Here is a 20,048-nt window from a genome sequence, read left to right on the forward strand (position 1 = left end):
CTAAAGTAGAAAAACAAAATATAAGTAAGGTTTATTGATAGTGTATTTAACATCTGGTTTTGTACTTTCTGCACAAGCGCACGATAGCGCTCAGGGTTTACAATATGAAATTTGGTTTGCTACCGATAATGGACCAATAAAGACAATTTCTGAGAATGAAACCGCACTATTTTTTATAAAAAACTCAGATACAAAAGCAGCTAAAGCCATTTTATCTGCCGAATCACTAAACTTTTTAATTAAACCTCTTTCACTTAAAAATTTTCAGCAGCAAGATATGTGTGGCTGTTACTTTTACTCACTCAAACACTTTTATAGCGCGAGCAAAGCGTTAAAAAGTCGCGGTATTACACTTTATGAAGATGATATAAGGCCCATTGAGCGTTATTTAATGGAGCGCTTTATTAAAGGCGGGGCGTGGATCACGGGTAAACGAGTGGATCATGCACATTACACTGAAATTTTAGATGCTAAATTAAAAACCAACGCTGACTATACGCCTGTGCTTTCTAAGTTGTCACTTGATATAGAGTGCAATGAAAGTGGGGTGTTGTTTTCTATTGGCTTGGTAGGCTGTGGTTTAGATTGCGTAATCATGATTGGAGAGCCTGAGCATCACGACCCAGTGATTGGTTATACTATTATATGGTGCGCAGACGAGGTTGCACTATTACAGCAACTTGTAACACTTATCAAGCAGTGCGACCCAGATATTATTATTGGGTGGAATGTTATTGAGTTTGATTTTGCAGTTATTTATGAGCGCTCTGTGGCACTTGGGGTAAAACTATTACTAGGAAGAGGAAACCTTCCTTTATATGTTCGAAAAGGCCATTTTACACGGGTTTCTATTCCCGGGCGCTGTGTAATTGATGGCATTGATACTCTAAAAAATGCTACTTATAGTTTTGAAACTTTTTCACTTGCTAATGTAGCTAAAGAAATTTTAGGCGAGTCTAAATTAATTGAATCTAGTAACAGCTTACAAGAAATTATTCGTCAATTTAATGAAGATAAACTCGCGCTCGCTAACTACAATCGGCAAGACTGCATACTCGTTAATAAAATCTTCGATAAGCTAAAACTTCTCGATTTTGCTGTTATTCGCACACAATTAACAGGCCTTGAGCTAGAAAAGCGCGGCGGCTCAGTGGCGGCTTTTGTAAACATGTATTTGCCTTTATTACATCGCAGCGGTTATGTAGCACCTAATATGGGCGACCATGGGCTGACGTTTGAAAGCCCAGGTGGTTATGTTATGGAGTCGGTACCGGGGCTGTATAAAAATGTCATCGTGCTTGATTTTAAAAGCCTGTACCCCAGTATTATGCAAACCTTTTATATAGACCCGCTTGGACTAATAGAAGGGATTGAAAACCCTGAAAACAGTATTGAAGGTTTTAATAACGCATTGTTTTCAAGAGAGCAGCACCATTTACCAGCGCTTATAAAAAGCCTAGCGCTACAGCGCCAGCGGGCAAAAGATAATCACGATTTAATGCTATCCCAAGCGATTAAAATAATAATGAACAGTTTATATGGTGTATTAGGCTCACAAGGCTGTCGTTTTTATGACCCTCGACTCTCAAGCTCTATTACTTTGCGTGGTCATGAGATAATGCTGCAAACTAAAAAGTGGATTGAAGAGCAAGGTTATAGTGTTATTTACGGAGATACAGATTCGACCTTTGTAAAACTAACGGATGATTTAAGTGTTGAGGCCTGTAATAAAATAGGTAAACAGTTAGCTAAACACATAAACACATTGTGGCAGCAAAACATACACGCTAAACATAATTTAACTAGCCATTTAGAAATAGAGTTTGAATCGCTTTACAGCCCATTCTTTTTACCCACCATAAGAGGTAAAAGCGTGGGGTCTAAAAAACGCTATGTGGGGCAGTTAATAAAGCCGGATGAATCAAAATTGGTTTTTAAAGGCTTAGAAACCGTAAGAAGTGACTGGACTAGACTGGCTCAACAGTTTCAATTTGATTTATTTACCCTCCTTTTTGATCAACCAGAGCAAATAAATGACCTTGTACACGATTACATTAGTAAACTTTTACGCGGCGAATTTGATCATTTGCTGGTTTTTAAAAAACGTTTAGGTCAAAACTTAACCGACTATCAAAAAAATATCCCTCCACATGTGCAAGCAGTAAAAAAGTTTCAGAAACAAAATAGTGAATTTACGCTAAAAAGAGGTGAATTTGTTACATTTGTTTACACAACCCACGGTGTTGAGCTGTATCAAGGGCTGCATAGCTACGACTACCCATTGTATATAGACAAACAAATTGTACCTTTATTAGAAATGGTTACGCAATTTGTTAACGTTAACGTAAACAGTTTCGAGCTAAAACAGTTCGAACTATTCTAACTTGTACCTATTAATGCAATTTTTGATTACATAATCTACGCTTTAGCTTTATTTTTGTACAGTTATTCCTCATCTAAGCTAAAAAACAATAAAAAACCCTTTTTTAATTAATATTTGGTTAACAGTAGTTGGCTTTTAGATATTTTTTGTTTAGTATTTGGTTTAGTCGCTGTTAACAAACTGTGACAACAAAAAATAATTAAATAATAGTCGCTTCTAACAAGTGGTGACCCAGGGAGAATCAAATGTTAAATAATAAAGTTTCAAAGGCAGTTCGCTTAGCGATTGCATTTGGTGCAGTATCAACAGCTGCATTTTCGTCAAGTTCATTTGCTGCAGAAGAAGAGTCTGCAGAGAAAGTAGAACGCATCCAAGTAACTGGTTCACGTATCAAACGTACAGATTTAGAGGGTGCTTCTCCGGTAGTATCTATTACTTCTGCTGATATCAAGCTAGAAGGTGACTACACAGTTGCAGATGCACTACGTTCTAGTTCATTAAACTCATTCGGTTCGTTCTCAGAGCGTTCTGGTAGCTCAGCACAATCTCAAGCAACTATCAATTTACGTGGTGCTGGCTCACGTCGTACTTTAGTACTTTTAAATGGCCGCCGTTTCCCAGGTTCACCAACATTAGGTGGTGCTTCTGCTAACCTTAATGCTATTCCAATGGCTGCTGTTGAACGTATCGATATCATGACTGAAGGTGCATCTTCTATTTATGGTTCTGATGCAATGGCAGGTGTTGTTAACGTAATTATGAAAGAGAACTTTGAAGGTTTAACTTTCAACATTGGCGCGGGTCACCGTGACCAAGATGAAGGTACTACTTCTACAGAGTTTTCTGTAGTTGGTGGTGTTTCAAACGATAAAGGTAACATTACATTCTCTTTCGATCACCAATCTCGTAAAGGTATTTCAGATGCTGACCGTGACTACACTAAAGCTCAGCTTGGTGATTTAGACGGTGATGGCGACATTGAAGCTTACACTGCAGATACTGTAGGTTGGTCATACTTTGGCGCTACTGTACTTTCACCTGATTTTTCTACAGCGTCAGCTTCACTTTTATGTGATGATTTAATCTCTGAATACGGTGAAGATACTTTCCGCCGCGTTGATGCAAACGAAGATTGGGGCCCAGGTTCTGAGTACTGTATGTATGCATTCGCTAATGTATCTTACAACACAGCATCAATTGACCGTAACACATTATATGTTAGTGCTAACTACGAGCTAACAGACGACATAGAGTTCTTTGCTCAAACAATGTTTGTACAAAACTCTTCATTTGGTCGTTACGCTCCACCGGCTGCAGCATGGGAAAACATGGCAGCTGATAACCCGCATAACCCATACGGTGAAGACGGTGCATATGGTTTATTCCGTTGGGTAGGTATTGGTACACGTGATGGTAACGTAGATGATTACAACCAAGATTTAACAGCTGGTTTACGTGGTGACTTAGATTGGAACAACGCTTCTTGGGAAGTTTACTACCACCACAATAAAGCAGATAACAAATCTGTAGGTGAGTACTACCTTTCTTACAGTGGTTTAGCATACAACGAAGCTAACGATATCGATTTAGGCTCTGATGAAGGCATTGCCAACATGAAGTCGACTACGTTACAAAACTCAGGCTCTACTTTTGACCAATACTTTGCTGGTTTAGGTTTTGACTTATTTGAACTACCAGGTGGTGCTGTTGCTCACTATGTAGGTGTTGAATATTTTGAACAAACTTACGAAGATATTTACGATGGTCAATCTGAAGCTGGCTTAATCGGTGGCTCTGCTGGTAACTCTTCAATGGGTGACCGTGATGTGACAGCTGTTTTCTTCGAATCAGTACTACCAGTTTCTGATGCAGTAGAAGTGAACTTAAAAGCTCGTTACGATGATTACTCTGACTTTGGTGACAACGTTGCTCCAGCAGTATCTGCTCGCTGGCAGGTTGCTGATAACGTAGTGATTCGTGGTTCATACTCTGAGTCGTTCCGCGCGCCAGGTCTAGATTTACTTAATGCAGCACGTACATTCTCTGCTGAATCTGCAATCGATTATAATAACGGTTCTACTACATCACGTCAGTACAACACATACTATACTCAGAACTCAGAACTTGAAGCTGAGACTTCAGATTACATCAACTTAGGTGTGGCATGGGATGTAAACGATAACTTAAGCTTTAAGTTAGATTACTTCCAACTTTCTATTGATAACGTTATTCAGTCTAAATCTCTACAGGGCTTATTATCTGATGAGGCTGCTGGCCTAATCACTGCAGTAGGTGTTGATACAGATACGTCTGATGAAACTTTCTACCTTAAGCGCTCTGCTTCAGGTACGCTAATCGAAGCAGGTACTTCTTACTTTAACGGTGCTGGTTTTGAAATCGAAGGTTTTGATTTCACTATTAATGCAAACGTAGAGACTGATTTTGGTGACTTCCGCTTTAACAATGTTAACAGTGTAACACTTTCATACGATTCTGAAGTGGGTGGTGTTGTACAAGACACTGCTGGTTGGTCTGGCCAACCTGATCTTAAGTCAGTAGCAACAATTTCTTGGTCACTTGATGATCATACAGTATCTTGGAACTCTACTTACACAGCAAGCACGTCTGAAACTGAAGTTGATGAAGATGGCGATGGTTTCTACGAGCAATCAGGTGATTTAGACAGCTGGTTAATCCATAACTTAACTTACAGCTACAATGCAGGTCCTTACGGCGCTGTAACATTTACTGTAAGTAACTTAACTGACGAAGACCCAGTTCTTTCTTCAGCTGGTACATGGGATAACCAAGACCTTTACAACAACTTTGGTCGTGATTACCGTGTAAACTACTCAATTAGCTTCTAATATTAATTAGAAACAGGTTGATATATAGGGCTGAATTTATTCAGCCCTTTTTTTATGGGGATTTTTTATGGAAAATTATTGGAGTGAGTATTGGTCTCAAGGGTATTTAACTTCATTTGGGCAGGATATTAAGAAAAACTATACAGGCAAGCTCAAGCAGAGCTGGACAAGTTTTGCTACTGAGCTTAGTCCACAGTGTAAAATACTAGACATAGGAACAGGCAATGGTGCACTGATACAGCTTATACACGATAGTAGTAAAGATCAGCTGAGCTTTATTGGTATTGATAAAGCAACAGTGGCAAAGAGCGTTACAGGCGTGCCCGACTCTAGTATTTTATCAGATGTAAGTGCAGAGTCCTTACCTTTTGAAAATAATGAATTTGATGCGATAGTGGCTCAATTTGCAATTGAATACAGTGAGCTTTCGAAGAGCATTTCTGAATTATTTAGAGTATTAAAACCGGGTGGGTTATATCAAATTGTTTGCCACGAAATAGATTCAGATATAGTTAAACCAAATGTGCTTATATTGGAGTCTGCTGTACGTGTACGTAGTGACTTGTTAACTCCTTTAAAGCAGCTAATTGATGAGCTGAAAAAAGATGATAATGCTCAGGTTAATAGCTTGATAAAAACAATAAATAACCTTATCCAGCTTGAAAGACAAGTACACCCTCACGCAGTTAATGGAACACAGTATCCCGACTTTTTTCAGTTTATTTTGAATAATAGAAAAATTGATTTAGAACGCGCTTATCAATTATTTACTCAAGAGCTCGAAGGGCTGATCTTTAGGTTAAGTGACTTAAAGCAAGCGGCGTTAAACTCTCAGGATATTAGCCAGTTGTTATTGTTAGGCGATAAAACATTTAAAGAGGCTCTAGTTGACTCTAATAATGAATATATCGGAACGCTTTACAAAGGACGCAAATAGCTAGCCCCATTACTAAAATTTGTTCTGTTCTGCACATTAATAATCTAGCAGCTTTGATGGTATTCCAAAGGCCATACGAGCTGCAGCTCCCGATTCCTTTGCTTTTTGGCGACTTGTTAAACATTGTTCTTGGTCACCTTGTCATTTATAAATTTTAAATTACCTTGTTAACACCTTTAAAAATGTAAATAAGTAGAAGTATTTTACGTTTTATTTTCAAAAATGCATTGTTCCGGTTATTGGTATATTCATACTTTATTTTTTGTCCCCTTTATCGAAATAAACTAATATTAATTATATTTAAATTGATGTGAATTATTGGTTTTTAATATGTTGACTATGTTTATATATTGATACTAACATTCACAAAAGAAGCGGTACTTTCACTTCTTAAGCTATTTATTTAATGGCTAAAATAATAAATATATAAATAAAATTATTTCAGGGAGAATCCAATGTTAAATAACCAAGTTTCAAAAGCGGTGCGCTTAGCGATTGCTTTTGGTACGGCATCTACAGCTGTATTTTCAGCAAATTCAATTGCTGCTGAAGAGGGAGTTGAAAAGGTAGAGCGTATAGAGGTTACCGGTTCACGAATTAAACGTGCAGATCTTGAAAGCGCTTCACCAGTGAGCATTATTACTACTGAAGATATGAAAGTTCAGGGTATTTCAAATATTTCCGATGCGTTACAAAACCTTACCGCTCAGTCGGGCGGATTAACTGCTGCTGTAAATAATGGCGGTAATGGTAATGCAACTGTTAACTTAAGAGGTATGGGTTCATCACGTACATTGGTACTTGTTAATGGACGCCGTATGATTGCCTCAGGTACTGGTGCATCTTCTACCGTGGATCTTAATGCCATTCCTTTTAGCGCTGTAAAACGCATAGAAGTTTTAAAAGACGGAGCATCAGCTGTTTACGGCTCTGATGCTCTTGCTGGTGTGGTTAATATTATCATGCGCGATGACTTTGAAGGCTTTGAGCTAGATGCCAGCTATGCAGAGACAGGTGAAGGTGACGGTGAAGAAGCTAGCTTAAGTAGCACCTTTGGTGTGAGCAGTGATAAAGGTAATGTTGTTGTAAACGTTGGTTTTTACGACCGTGGTACTGTACGTGCTAGCGACCGAGATTATTCAGCATGTCCATACGCTGAAAGTGGCGGTGAGCGTTTTTGTGCCGGTTCTGGTAACTCTTTAGGTATGAATGCAATCTTAGATGATGGTAGAAGAGTTCAGTTTGAGCCTGGCGGTAACGGTTCATCAACTGATACTGGCTATCACACATATGTGGGTAGTGGCGAAGGCAACGATACCTATAACTACTCTTCTGCTTCATACTTATCTACGCCTGCAACTCGTTATAATGTGAGCGTGTTAGGTAATTATGAATTAGCAGATAACTTAAACTTTTTTGCAGAAGCGTACTATACAAACCGTACCTCAACGCAACAAATGGCACCAGCACCTATCAACTACACATACAGTGTTGATGGTCGTAGTTGGGTATTAAGTCAAAACCCAGAAGTTTACCCATTCTCAGGCTTGTATGATTTTGCAACTCCTGGCGACAATGTAGACATGTTACCGCTGCGTCGTATGTCAGAAATGGGTGGCCGTGTATTCGAGCAAGAAGTAAATACAGCACAATTTACAACTGGTTTAGAGGGCTTTATCGCTGATCAATACGCTTGGAATGTGTTCTATACATATGGTCGAAATAGCGCTATTGACCGTTCTAAAAACTACATCAACGTAGACAAAATGATAGCGTCAGTAAATGAAAACTGTGAAGGTGTCTCGGTTACAGGTTCGCCTAGTGACTACACGGTTACAGGCAACGATGCATCTGCTCCATGTATTAACTACTTCGGTGAAGGCGCGCTTTCACAGTCAGATGCCGATTACTTGCGTTACACCGATCAGGGTACTTCAGGTACAGAAATGCACCACTTAGGCGCTTCAATTTCGGGTGATTTATTTGAAATGCCTTCTGGTGTTGTTGGCTTTGCATTTGGTCTAGAGCACCGTGAAGAATCAGCATTTAATCAACCAGATGCATTCTCTTCATCAGGTATCGGTTCAGGTAATGCTGTACAGCCAACTTCTGGTGGCTATAAAGTTGACGAAGCATATGTAGAGCTTGTTGTTCCACTATTGAATGATTTACCACTGGTTCAGTCTTTAGATTTAGAAGCTGCGCTTCGCTACTTTGACTACGATACATTTGGATCAGATACTACTTATAAGTTAGGTCTAACTTGGCGTATGACAGACGAAGTTATGCTTCGCTCTGTATTATCAACAGCATTTCGCGCACCAAGTGTAAGTGAGCTTTACGGTGGTCAGTCAGATAGCTTCACCAATTATACAGACCCTTGTACTGGTTTTGGTGGTGCTGGCTTTGATTCTAGATACCAAACAGCCTGTGCTTCTGATGCAGCAGCCGGCCTAATTCCTTCAGATGGTACGTTTGCACAAAACAGTGGTCAACTTCGTGCGGTTGTTGGCGGTAACCCAGACCTAGGTCCTGAAACTGCTGATACATTTACAGTTGGTCTTGTTGTTGAGCCAATTGAAGGGCTAAGCTTTACTGTTGATTACTACGATATTGAAGTAGATAACGTAATAAGCTCTGTTGGTATTACGACTAAGCTAGATAAATGTTATAGCGCGGGTGAAGAAGGTGGACAAGGTGGTTCTTTTGCACTTTGTGAAGGTGTTGTACGTGATGCAACGGGTAACTTTGATGGTACTCCATCACTTGATCAAAACCTTTCTACTTGGAACCTATCGGGCGTAGATTTCAACGCTCAATATAGCTTTGACGCTGCTGGCTTAGCGTGGAGAGCTGATTGGGAAGCTTCTTACATCTCTAAATGGGAAGTACAAGAGTTTGCTGGTGAGCCTATTCAAGATTACGTAGGTGTTGCATCAAGTGGTTCTGGCTCAATTCCTGAGTGGAAACATAATGTAAGCTTACGTGCAGCCGGTGATGATTGGACTGTTTCATACAAAGTGATGTATGTAGATTCGCTTGTTACAGAATCAGTTGCATTATTTGATGGAGACCCTGCGGATTACTATTCACCAGAAGCTGACTCGTTTGTATCACATACACTAAGTGGTACTTACCAACTTAACGAGCATGTTTCGTTACGTGGTGGTATAGATAACCTAACAGATGAAGAGCCTCCATATTACAGCGATTATGATGATGCCAATACAGATACTACGTTGTATAAGTACATCGGTCGTAACTTCTTTGTAGGTACAACTATTTCATTCTAAGCATAAGCTTTAATGCTAAGGCCGGTATATTATCGGCCTTTTTATTATTTAAGAGAACATATGCAAAGCCAAGGCATGTCATTTCAAGATGTAAGCAACTTAATCCTTAAGGAAATTAATAATAATAATTTCCTTAAGGCATTAAAAATTGCTAATTCGATTAAAAGTAATGAATCGAGTATTGTAGCGCACCTTCATCACTTAAAATCTATAGCATACCAAAAGAAAAAAGATTATATATTATGTTTAGCCGAGATTGAAAAAGGTATTAAACTAAGTCCACGTCATTTTCATTTAAATGTAAATAAAGCAAAATTATATAACTTGTTGGGTGAACCTGATAAGTCAATAAAACAATATTTAAATGTATTGGCTATATATAGTGACGATATAGAAACACTTTATAATATCTCTGTTTTGTACTTTAAAAAGAATGAATTTACTAAAGCAAAAGAATACATTGATAAAGCATTTACACTATCCCCTCAAAATGCAGTTATTCTCAGTGCAAAAATAAAAACAGACTTAAAGCTTGAGAAGTTTACTGAGGTCGATAGGCTCACAGATGATTATATTCGCAATTTTGGTGCTGATGCTAGTATTCTCAATAGTAAAGGGTTGGCTTTAAAAGCTTTATGCTTTTGGGATAAAGCAATTATAACTTTTGAGCAAAGCTTAAAATTAAGCCCTGGTTTAGTTGAAGCTAAAAAAAATATGGCCAGCTGCTATCACTTAGCCGGTAAGTTTAAAAAAGCCAAAGCAATATATACAGAACTAACAACTATCAACCCGCTAGATTTAGACAGTCATCATTGGCTAAACCAAATGCTATGGGAAACTGCAGACTCTGGTTTTTTATCCTCATATAACCATGCTTTAAAAATAACTGGAAAAAATACTGCACTGGAAGCTGAGCTTGCACAAAAGCTTTATACATCGGGTAAGCAAACTGAGGCTTACAAAATAGCAAAGCAAATACTCTCTCAAAGCAATTGCCCACAAAAAGCGTTTTCTATAGTGGGTGATTACGAACGTGAAAACAGCTTATTTGATGAATCTTTAGAGACCCATTTAGCTGCCAGTAATAGGTTTAAGAATAATCACGCGTACATAGAATTAGCCAAAAGCTATATTGCGATAGATAAACCAGAACACGCATTGAACATTATAAATAAGTTATTAAATCAAGACGAATATAACCAAGAGTACTTGTGTATTAAAAATACAGCATTGAGATTACTAAAAAGCGAGCTGTACTCATATTACTGCAATTATGATTTATTTGTTATGCAGGAGAAAATAGCAACACCTTCTGGCTTTGCTTCTATAGATGATTTTTTAACTGAGCTTAAAGGTACGTTAAAACAGTATCATTATTATCAAAACCATCCTTTAGAGCAATCTTTAGTGAATGGTTCTCAAACCGCAGAAAAGTTATTTGATTATCAACTGCCGATACTAAAAATACTAAAGCAGGAGCTATACGAGTTAACGTCATGCTTTTTATCAAGGCTTCCAAAAGATAATCAACACCCTTTTTTAAAAAGAAATGTTGGTGATTTTAAAGTAACTGATTCATGGTCGGTAATTCTGAAAGGTAAAGGTTTTCATAAAAATCATTATCACAGCCAAGGTTGGATGAGTTCACCATTTTATGTATCTATACCCACGCTGATATCTGAATCAACCAACCAAGAAGGGTGGTTAAAGCTAGGTGAGCCAGGATTTAATATGCACACTAAGCTTTTACCTGAGACAACATTAAAACCAGAGGAAGGCAAACTTATTCAATTTCCATCCTATTTTTGGCATGGGACTAATACCCTAAATAGTGAAATGGAACGAGTAACAATTGCTTATGACATACTCCCTCAACACACTTAAATTAAGGATAAACAATGAAACATCTTTGTACCGTATTATTAGTAATTTTAGCTTCAGGTTGCACTAGTGCAGCAGCACTTAAAGCCAGTGAAAGCGATGGCAAAATATGTAAACTCGAAAAAACCACAGGTAGCAACATTGCAACAAGAGTGTGTAGAACACCTGAACAAATTGCTTACCAAGAAAAATTAAGCCAAGAGGCAATGAGAGAGATGACCCGTGGTAGTGTAAAAATTGATAAATAGACTTTAACTTTATAAGTTTATTAACCTCTATTAAAAAATTAATAGAGGTTAAATATTTTTTATTTGATATTAAAGTCCATTACTATACTTATTCTATGCTGATTTCTCATGCTAAAGTATTTGCTTTTATACCTTTTGCTATGGAGTAAAATTGCTCATGGTAAAAATATATTGTTGGGTTTATACTTGCTTTGAAACTAAAAAGTTAACTCCAACAAGCAAGAGAGATATAAATGAAAGAAGTTCGATCTTTTATTAAAACAGCATCATTAACTGAGCTAGAAAAAGCACAACAATTAATCACTGATGCGATTGCAAAATATACTGAGCAGCTACAAGCTAAACAGGAAGTGTTGGATCTTTTAAAAGAAAAAGGACTTACGTTAGAAGATTTACAAGACGGTACAGCAGATAAACGTACTAAAGTAAAAGCTAAGTATCGTATTGAAGTAGATGGCGAAGTGATTGAATGGACCGGTCGTGGTCGTCGCCCTAAAGCGTTTGAAGGTGTTGATTTACAAAAGCACCTAGCTTAATAAAGTAACAGAGAAGCTACGGCTTCTCTTTTTAATGGCGTATAATTTAATAACTAAACTTAGGCTTACGCTTTGTACGCGAGATTTAATTGGCCAAAACTTACCTTAAACTCCCCGCAGTCGCTTAGTATTTGTTAAACTGCATTTCTGGTTATTCTATTTACTATTTTCATGAGCTATAAATTAAGGCCGTATCAGCAAGAGGCCGTAGAGCGCACTGTTTTACATTTTCGAAAAACAAATGATCCTGCCGTGATTGTACTGCCTACCGGTGCGGGTAAAAGCCTTGTTATTGCAGAGCTTGCGCGAATTGCTAAGCAAAAAATTTTGGTGCTTGCACATGTTAAAGAGTTGGTAGAACAAAACGCACAAAAATATAAAAGTTTTGGTTTAGAAGCGAGTATATTTTCAGCAGGGTTAAAAGAAAAATCACTCAGCCACCAAGTTACCTTTGCCAGTGTTCAGTCTTTATCGCGTAATTTAAATAAATTAAATGAGCATTATTCTTTGCTTATTATTGATGAGTGCCACAGAGTAAATGGTGATAAAAAAAGCCAATATGGAAAGGTTATAAATGCGCTCAAAGAATATAATCCTCAGTTAAAAGTATTGGGTTTAACAGCCACACCTTATAGATTAGGAATGGGGTGGATATACCATCATCATTACCATGGTTTTGTAAAAGGTAATAAAGAAAGTCCATTTAAAAACTGTATATTTGAATTACCGCTCAGGTATATGATCAAACATAATTACTTAACGCCGCCAAATGAAGTGGACGCGGCAATTAGTCATTATGATTTTTCGTCCTTGGCTACTAATGCGTTTGGTCAATATACGACTGATGACATGAATGCGCTTTTAAAAAATAGTGAGCGCGCAACGCAAGCTATACTGAAGCAGGTAATACAATACAGTGAAACCCGCCAAGGCGTGATGATATTTGCGGCAACGGTGATGCACGCGCAAGAAATTTTAACTTATTTACCCGCAGAGCAAAGTGCCCTTATAACTGGCGATACCCCAAATGCAGAACGCGATAAATTAATAAATCAATTTAAACAAAAAAACATAAAATACCTCGTTAATATTTCTGTTTTAACTACCGGATTTGATGCTCCGCATGTCGATTTTATCGCTATTTTACGCCCCACCGAATCGGTTAGCTTATACCAGCAAATTGTTGGCCGTGGGCTTAGGCTAAATGAAGGAAAAACAGACTGCTTAGTTATAGATTACGCAGGCAACGGCTTTGATTTATTTCACCCTGAGGTGGGCGATAAAAAAGGTGATAGCGATAATGAGCCCGTTCAAGTGCTTTGCCCTGGGTGTGGGTTTGCAAATATTTTTTGGGGAAAAACCGATGCTGATGGCAGAGTAGTTGAGCATTTTGGCAGGCGCTGCCAAGGTTTATTAGAAGATGACGAAGGCCATAAAGAGCAATGCGATTATCGGTTTAGGTTTAAAGAGTGCGAACAATGCGGCGCTCAAAACGATATAGCAGCTCGTAAATGCCATGATTGCGGCGCAGTAATGGCCGACCCCGACGACAAGCTACGTAACGCCCTTAATTTAAAAGATGCGTTAGTACTGCGCTGTAGTGGGTTATCAGTGGTAAAACTTAAAGATGATTTAATTAAAATAACCTACTTTGATGAAGATGGTGCAAGTTGCGATGAGGTATATAACCTTGCCAGTAAAGGCGGGCAGTATATTTTTAATAAACAGTTTGGTAAACGCCTAGGGCAGGGGCAAGCGCCTGTCGAATTTAAAAGTGCTGAGCAGGTTATTAAGGCACAGTTTGATTTAGTGCATCCCGATTTTGTTATCGCGCGTAAAAGTAAAAAGTATGGCTGGAAGGTATCTGATAAATTATTTGATTACTCTGGCAACTTTAGAAAAGCTAATCAGTTAAGCGGTTAAGCTTAACTGATTTTTGTTAAGCGGCGTCTTCGTCCATTAAACCCCAGCCATCGCCATAGCCATTATAACTATTAGCAATACTTTCAAGGTATTGCTCTGCTTGGCCAAGCAATGTGTGCTCTGGCACCATTTGTACATGAGTAATCACTTCCCACACGCCTGTGTCTTTACACTTTTCAACGTTTGCGCTTTGTACTAATGCATCAGAGATTATTTCTTTGGCAAATTTTTCAGCATCAGCTTGTTGTTCAAATAAAATGAAAAAATCGATTTGGTGCATTTTGCTTAAATCAACGCCAGCAGCGGCTATTTCGGCTAAAAGTTGGCCGTTATCATCATCAGGGAATTGCATTAAAAACTCATTTAAAATTAATTTTGTATTCGTAGTCACTATTGTAACCAAAATATTGCTTTAAAGCGTATTAATTTTAACTTTATAGGCTTTAAAGGGGAGTGAAATTTGGTGCAAGATTACCATTAAGTTAATGTGTTGCTCATTATGGCTATGGTAGTATGCAACTCATTGGTGGTTAAATTTTAAAGAATAAAAAGTAAGGATATTTACTTGTTCAAACAGTTATTACGTTTTGTGTTTTTTTTAGCTTTTTTTATAAGCACTCAAGCCAGCGCTGAGCAAAGGGTAATTGAAGATTACGAAATTAAAGGGATTAGTGGCGAGTTAGAAAGTAACGTTGAGCTCTATTTAAAACAACTGGTTGGCGAAAAACCCACCAGAACCTTGCGCCGCTATGCCAAAAAGCAAGTGCAAAGCAGTATTAAAGCGCTGGGGTATTACAACCCAACGGTAGACATTGAGTTTGATAAAGACGATAAAGAACTTATCGTTAAAGTAGAGCGCGGCCCTGCAACGCGCATAGAAGCTATTAATATAACGCTTAATGGTGAGGGTAAAAACGACTCGCAATTACAAAACGTTATTAAAAATTTAAATTTAACCCAGGGCGATGTTCTTAATCATGGCAGGTATGACTCAGCTCATAAAAAAATAGAGTCAATGCTATTAGAGCTAGGCTATTTTGATGCTAAATGGCCAGCCCGAAAGCTTGCGGTATCGGTGCAAAAAAACAGTGCCGTTATTACATTTAATATAGATACCGGCGTGCGCTACACGTATGGCAATATAATCATTGCCAGCGAAACCCCCGCAGAAAAATACATTCGTTCACTTGCACCTTTTACCCAAGGGCAAGCTTATAAAGCCACACAAATTGCCGATTATAACCTTGAGCTCTCAAGCACACCGTATTTTGCAAGCGTGCGTATTTATGCCGATATACCAGCAAGAGCAAATGGCCAAGTGCCTATTAATATTGATGTGCTACACAAACCTGCTAATAGCTACGAAGTAGGCGGTGGCTTTAATACCGAGCTGGGCCCGAAAGTGCGTTTTAAATGGAGTAAACCCTGGATCACAGAAGACGGGCATTATCTGGAAAGCAATTTAAATGTAGCTGAGAAACAGCAAGATATTTCTATGGCGTACACCATTCCGGTAGATGACCCTAACGACGATTTATGGCGTTTATCAGTGGGTTACAAGTTAGAAGATGAACTTGCCGATGATATATACAGTGAAATACTGACCGGCCAACTGCAGCGCCAATGGTTAACTGAAGATAAATGGGTACGCACGGCCTTTTTACGTCGAGACCAAGAAACATACCGCATTGGTGATGAACCAGAAGAAAGCACCGAAATGCTTATGCCCGGTATTAGCTATGCCCGTAAAAAGTCAAAAGGAGGCACAACGCCTTATTGGGGTGAGCAGTGGCTAATTTCGGCTGAGTTTGGTTTAGATGATGTACTTTCAACCACAAACTTAGTGCGGGTGCAGCTGCAGCATGCGTGGCTGCGAACCTATTTAGATAAACACTTAGTTTTTTTAAAAGCAAACGTGGGCGCCATGCTGGTCGATAATATTGAAAACGTACCTTACTCGCTGCGCTTTTATGCCGGTGGTGACCAAAGTGTGCGTGGTTTTGCTTATCAGTCTATTTCTCCTGAAGATGAAGACGGTGATTTAATCGGTGGTAAATACTTACTAACCAGTACTATTGAATACAATTACCAATTTGCACAAAATTGGCGCGCCGCTTTATTTGTTGATGGCGGTACCGCTACAAATGACTTTTCGGACGACTTTGAAGTGGGCGCAGGCTTTGGCTTTCGTTATTTAACACCCATTGGCCCCGTAAAAGTAGACCATGCATGGGGGCTTACTAAAGAAAGTAAAAGCACACGTTTAAGCATTACCATAGGGCCAGAAATTTAATGTCAGTATTTAAAAAAATATCCGCCGCAATCATCGGCGTTTTAATCACGCTTGCCGTTATTATATTTTGTTTGTTATTTACTGCGCCCGGTAATCAATTTATTGCTTATAGTGCCAATAAAATGGTGGACGGCTTACATATCGAGATTAAAAAAGGGCGTTTTTTATATAACAACCCGTTTAATGTGAGCTTTAAAAACCAAAGTACAGATTTTAAAGCGCAGCAGCTTAAAATAGATTTATTTTGGTGGCAGTGCGATGGCCTATGTATTGAAAATGTAAGTGCGCGGTCAATCAAACTTGCCCTTGGCAATGCACCCGAAGCCACACAACAGAGCACCTCAGAGCCAATAACTAAAATTACGTTTCCCTTTAATATTGCCGTTAAAAATGTAGCAATAAACAAATTTGTATTAAATCATTCCAGTGCTGATGTAACCGTAAATAACTTTACCCTTGCAGCGAAAGCTGAAGATGCAACCTTAGCATTAAAAAGCCTAACTATTAGTGATGTATTGGTAAAGCTTAAAGAGCAACCCTCCTCATCTAATCAAGCAACGGCTAATCCAGGCCAGGCGCTAACAACGCTACCTGCGTTACCAGATATAGAATTTACATCGCCCCTTAATTTACGGGTAGAGCAGTTTGACGTTAAAAAGGTGGATATTGAGCAAGGTGAGCAAACTCACACAATCGAAAATATAGCGCTTGTATTAAATGTAGAAGATGAAAAAGTTAACTTACAAACGCTTAGCGCGCAGTACCAACAATGGCAACTAAATACAGAGTTAACTAGTGAGCTTGCAGGTAATTTACCATTAAACGCTAAAGTAGCGCTAAATAGCGACTTGCACCAAGCGAATTTAGCGTTAAGTGGTGATCTATCTGATTTAAATATAAATTTACACACGACTGGTCAGTACCCATTAAATTTAACGGCAACGGCTAATTTAAAACAAAAAAATTATCCGTTTGAACTTACTGGTAAAGTTGAGCAATGGTTGATTGACGCTCAAAGTAACGAGCTAAAAGTAAATAATGTTGATTTATCAGCCTCGGGTAATGCGGATGATTACACGCTAAGTTTAAAAGTGCATAGCCAATTAGGTGCCTATCCAGCTGTAGTATTAAACACGCAATTAAACGGCTCACTTAGCCAAGCGCAGCTAAGTACCTTAAGCCTAAAAGCAAACGACAGTAGTGCAATATTTAAAGGTAATGTTAATTGGCAAAAGGGCATACAAGCCGATTTCACCGGTTCGTTAAATAGCTTAAAAGCGCAGTACTTAACAGATGCGCTTACAAGTAATATTTCTGGCCAGCTAGAAGGGCGCTTTAACAGCGAAGGGCAAAACTGGCACTTGCAAATGAATAATACACAACTTGCAGGTACATTGAACCAAACACCGCTTGAATTTGCCTCAAACTTTGCACTTAACAATACGCTAAAAGCCAACATAGACAGCCTGTATTTAAGTAGCGGTGCCAATAAATTAACCTTGAGCGGGCAAGTTGACGACACCTGGCAGGTTGACGGAAAAGTAACACTTACCGGAAATGAGCAAACTAATCTGCCATTCGTTGCAAACGGTAAGGCCGATTTAAAAGTTAAAGGACCCCGTTTAACCCCCGCCGTTGATTTATCGTTATTACTCGATAACTTTATGTATAACGACATAAACGTTAATAAACTCACCCTTAAAGGTCAGCTCGATACAGCCGCAGATTGGCAAACCGATGTGAGCTTAAACGTAGGCTCAGCAATGGTTGCTGATCAGGTAATTAATAGTGTTGAGCTAACTGCCACTGGCGATAAAACCGACCATCAGCTGGTGGCCGCCATAGATGCAGAGCAAGGCGCTGCTGAACTTGAAGTAACCGGTAAGCTCAATAATGACGTGTGGAATGGCTCGCTCAGTAACATAACGCTAAGTGATAAGAAACTCAGCTTTAGTAATAGTAAAAAAATTGCGGTGATGTTTAATACCCAAACCAGCGATTTTGATGTGAGTGCGCATTGCTGGCGCTCAAACAAAAGTGAGCTATGTATTAACACCCTTGCGCAAACTAAAAACTTGGGGCAATTTAATGCTACGTTGAGCAATTTAGCGCTTGAAGAGCTTAAACACTTTTTACCAGATAACATGCGTACGCGTGGTGATATAAGCGGCGACTTTGCTGCAAATTGGAACGAGGGCGCATTAAAAACACTTCGCGCTAATTTAAATGCGCACGACCTTGTTGCTGTTCTTACCTCAGAGGAAGACCGGTTTAGATTACCCATCGAAACGCTAAAAGTCAGTGCTTACACTGATTCTCAAACGGGTAAGCTAGAGGCCGATTTACGCTCAAGTGTGCTAGGTAAAATAGCCACCGAAATTAATATTGATGATATTCAAAATCAGCAAACATTAAACGGTCACCTTAATATAGATAAAATATTGCTATCAGACTTACATCCTTTTCTCGAAACCCTTGAGCAATTAAAAGGCGATATAACAGGTAACGTGGCAGTTGCCGGCACTTTGCAAGACCCACTATTAAATGGTGAGCTAAATGTCAGTGATATCAATTTAGAAGGTGAGCAGTTGCCGGTGGTGTTGCAAAAATCTAATGTAAATATTTTATTTAATAAAACCACCGCCACAATTAAAGGTAATTTAAACGACACCCAAGGCGGTAAAATCAACCTAACCGGCGACGTAGATTGGCAAGGTACACAGCCTGAGGTAAATGTAAGCGTTAACGGCGAGCAGTTTTTTGTACGCGCGCAGCAAGGCGTGACGTTTAAAGTATCGCCTGATTTAACCATTGGACTTGCAAATAATGCATTAAAGCTGTCTGGCGAAGTGATAGTGCCTCATGGCAGGGTAATGATTGAAGAGCTGCCAGAGGGCGCCGTTCAAGTGAGCGACGATGAGATTATTGTTGATCAACAAACTGAAACGGCAGAAAACGTGCCGTTTGATTACGATGTAAATTTAAAAGTGATTGTTAAAAACGATGTAAAAATAGAATCGTTTGGTCTTGAGTCGAAAATAGCGGGCGATTTAGCCATCAAAATGAGCCAGGGCGCCCCTATAATTGCCACCGGCGAGCTAAATTTAATCGATGGTACGTATTTAGCTTTTGGCCAAGATTTAATTATTAGTACTGGGCAAATAGGGTTTAGTGGCTCGATTGAGCAACCATTTTTAAATATTAAAGCCATACGTAATCCAGACACCACAGCAAACGATGTTGTGGCAGGTGTTACGCTTACTGGTAACGTTGAGCAACCTACCTTAAAAGTATTTTCTGAGCCGGCAATGGATCAAGCACAAGCGCTGGCCTATTTACTCAATGGGCAGCCGCTAGGCGAGGGCGACAGTTCAAGCGATGCTATGCTTACTCAGTTATTGCTCTCACAAGGGGTGAGCCGCAGTGAAGGCGTTGTATCTAAAGTTGGCGAAACCATTGGTTTATCTGATGTAAGCTTAAGTTCAACGGGCTCTGGCGATAACACTAAGCTTGAAATATCGGGCTATGTAGCGCCTAGCTTACAAGTTAAATACAGCGTAGGGGTATTTGACTCGCTCAGCGAGGTCGCTATTCGCTATCAGCTGCTTTCGCAGTTTTATGTAGAGATCACCAGTGGTTTAAATCAAAATGTTGATTTACTCTATAAGTTTGATTGGGACTAAATAG

11 protein-coding genes are annotated in these 20,048 nt (G+C 39.0%); 10 read left to right on the forward strand and 1 reads right to left on the reverse strand.

The window, feature by feature from the left end:
• The first annotated feature begins 40 nt into the window (after positions 1–40).
• The 8 genes from AN395_RS04725 to AN395_RS04760 all read left to right on the forward strand — a co-directional run bounded on the left by AN395_RS04725 (position 41) and on the right by AN395_RS04760 (position 14,068).
• Entirely contained in the window at positions 41–2,383 is a 2,343-nt protein-coding gene (locus tag AN395_RS04725) for a DNA polymerase II (protein ID WP_054982259.1), read from the forward strand.
• 245 nt (positions 2,384–2,628) lie between these two features.
• The gene (locus AN395_RS04730; RefSeq protein ID WP_054982260.1) at positions 2,629–5,250 is read left to right on the forward strand and encodes a TonB-dependent receptor domain-containing protein; all 2,622 of its coding nucleotides are present in this window, start codon (positions 2,629–2,631) and stop codon (positions 5,248–5,250) included.
• A 67-nt stretch (positions 5,251–5,317) separates the two neighbouring features.
• The gene (locus AN395_RS04735; RefSeq protein WP_054982261.1) at positions 5,318–6,187 is read left to right on the forward strand and encodes a class I SAM-dependent methyltransferase; all 870 of its coding nucleotides are present in this window, start codon (positions 5,318–5,320) and stop codon (positions 6,185–6,187) included.
• 455 nt (positions 6,188–6,642) lie between these two features.
• Positions 6,643–9,480, forward strand: coding sequence for a TonB-dependent receptor (locus AN395_RS04740; RefSeq protein WP_029774022.1), 2,838 nt, complete (start codon positions 6,643–6,645; stop codon positions 9,478–9,480).
• A 60-nt stretch (positions 9,481–9,540) separates the two neighbouring features.
• Positions 9,541–11,364 (forward strand): putative 2OG-Fe(II) oxygenase, encoded by a 1,824-nt coding sequence (locus AN395_RS04745; protein ID WP_162232035.1) that lies wholly within the window; start codon positions 9,541–9,543, stop codon positions 11,362–11,364.
• A 14-nt stretch (positions 11,365–11,378) separates the two neighbouring features.
• On the forward strand, positions 11,379–11,609 hold the full coding sequence (locus AN395_RS04750; RefSeq protein ID WP_029774020.1) for a hypothetical protein: 231 nt from the start codon (positions 11,379–11,381) through the stop codon (positions 11,607–11,609).
• Positions 11,610–11,842: 233 nt separating this feature from the next.
• Positions 11,843–12,145, forward strand: a complete 303-nt coding sequence (locus AN395_RS04755; RefSeq protein ID WP_004585960.1) for an H-NS histone family protein — start codon at positions 11,843–11,845, stop codon at positions 12,143–12,145.
• A 171-nt stretch (positions 12,146–12,316) separates the two neighbouring features.
• Complete coding sequence (locus AN395_RS04760) at positions 12,317–14,068, forward strand: DEAD/DEAH box helicase (protein WP_054982263.1); 1,752 nt, start codon at positions 12,317–12,319, stop codon at positions 14,066–14,068.
• A gap of 16 nt (positions 14,069–14,084) precedes the next feature.
• On the opposite strand, the gene AN395_RS04765 is transcribed toward AN395_RS04760, so the two are convergent.
• Positions 14,085–14,420, reverse strand: a complete 336-nt coding sequence (locus tag AN395_RS04765; protein WP_024033700.1) for a ribonuclease E inhibitor RraB — start codon at positions 14,418–14,420, stop codon at positions 14,085–14,087.
• A 237-nt stretch (positions 14,421–14,657) separates the two neighbouring features.
• Between AN395_RS04765 and AN395_RS04770 the strand changes: the two genes are divergently transcribed.
• Together AN395_RS04770 and AN395_RS04775 are read left to right on the forward strand one after the other, a co-directional pair.
• The gene (locus AN395_RS04770) at positions 14,658–16,361 is read left to right on the forward strand and encodes an autotransporter assembly complex protein TamA (RefSeq protein ID WP_408003090.1); all 1,704 of its coding nucleotides are present in this window, start codon (positions 14,658–14,660) and stop codon (positions 16,359–16,361) included.
• A complete protein-coding gene (locus tag AN395_RS04775; RefSeq protein ID WP_054982265.1) occupies positions 16,361–20,044 on the forward strand; it encodes a translocation/assembly module TamB domain-containing protein in 3,684 nt (1,227 codons plus the stop codon). Before AN395_RS04770 ends, AN395_RS04775 begins: the two co-directional genes overlap by 1 nt.
• Positions 20,045–20,048 lie beyond the last annotated feature (4 nt).

Source organism: Pseudoalteromonas sp. P1-30 (genome assembly GCF_001400005.1).
Lineage (GTDB): Bacteria > Pseudomonadota > Gammaproteobacteria > Enterobacterales > Alteromonadaceae > Pseudoalteromonas > Pseudoalteromonas atlantica.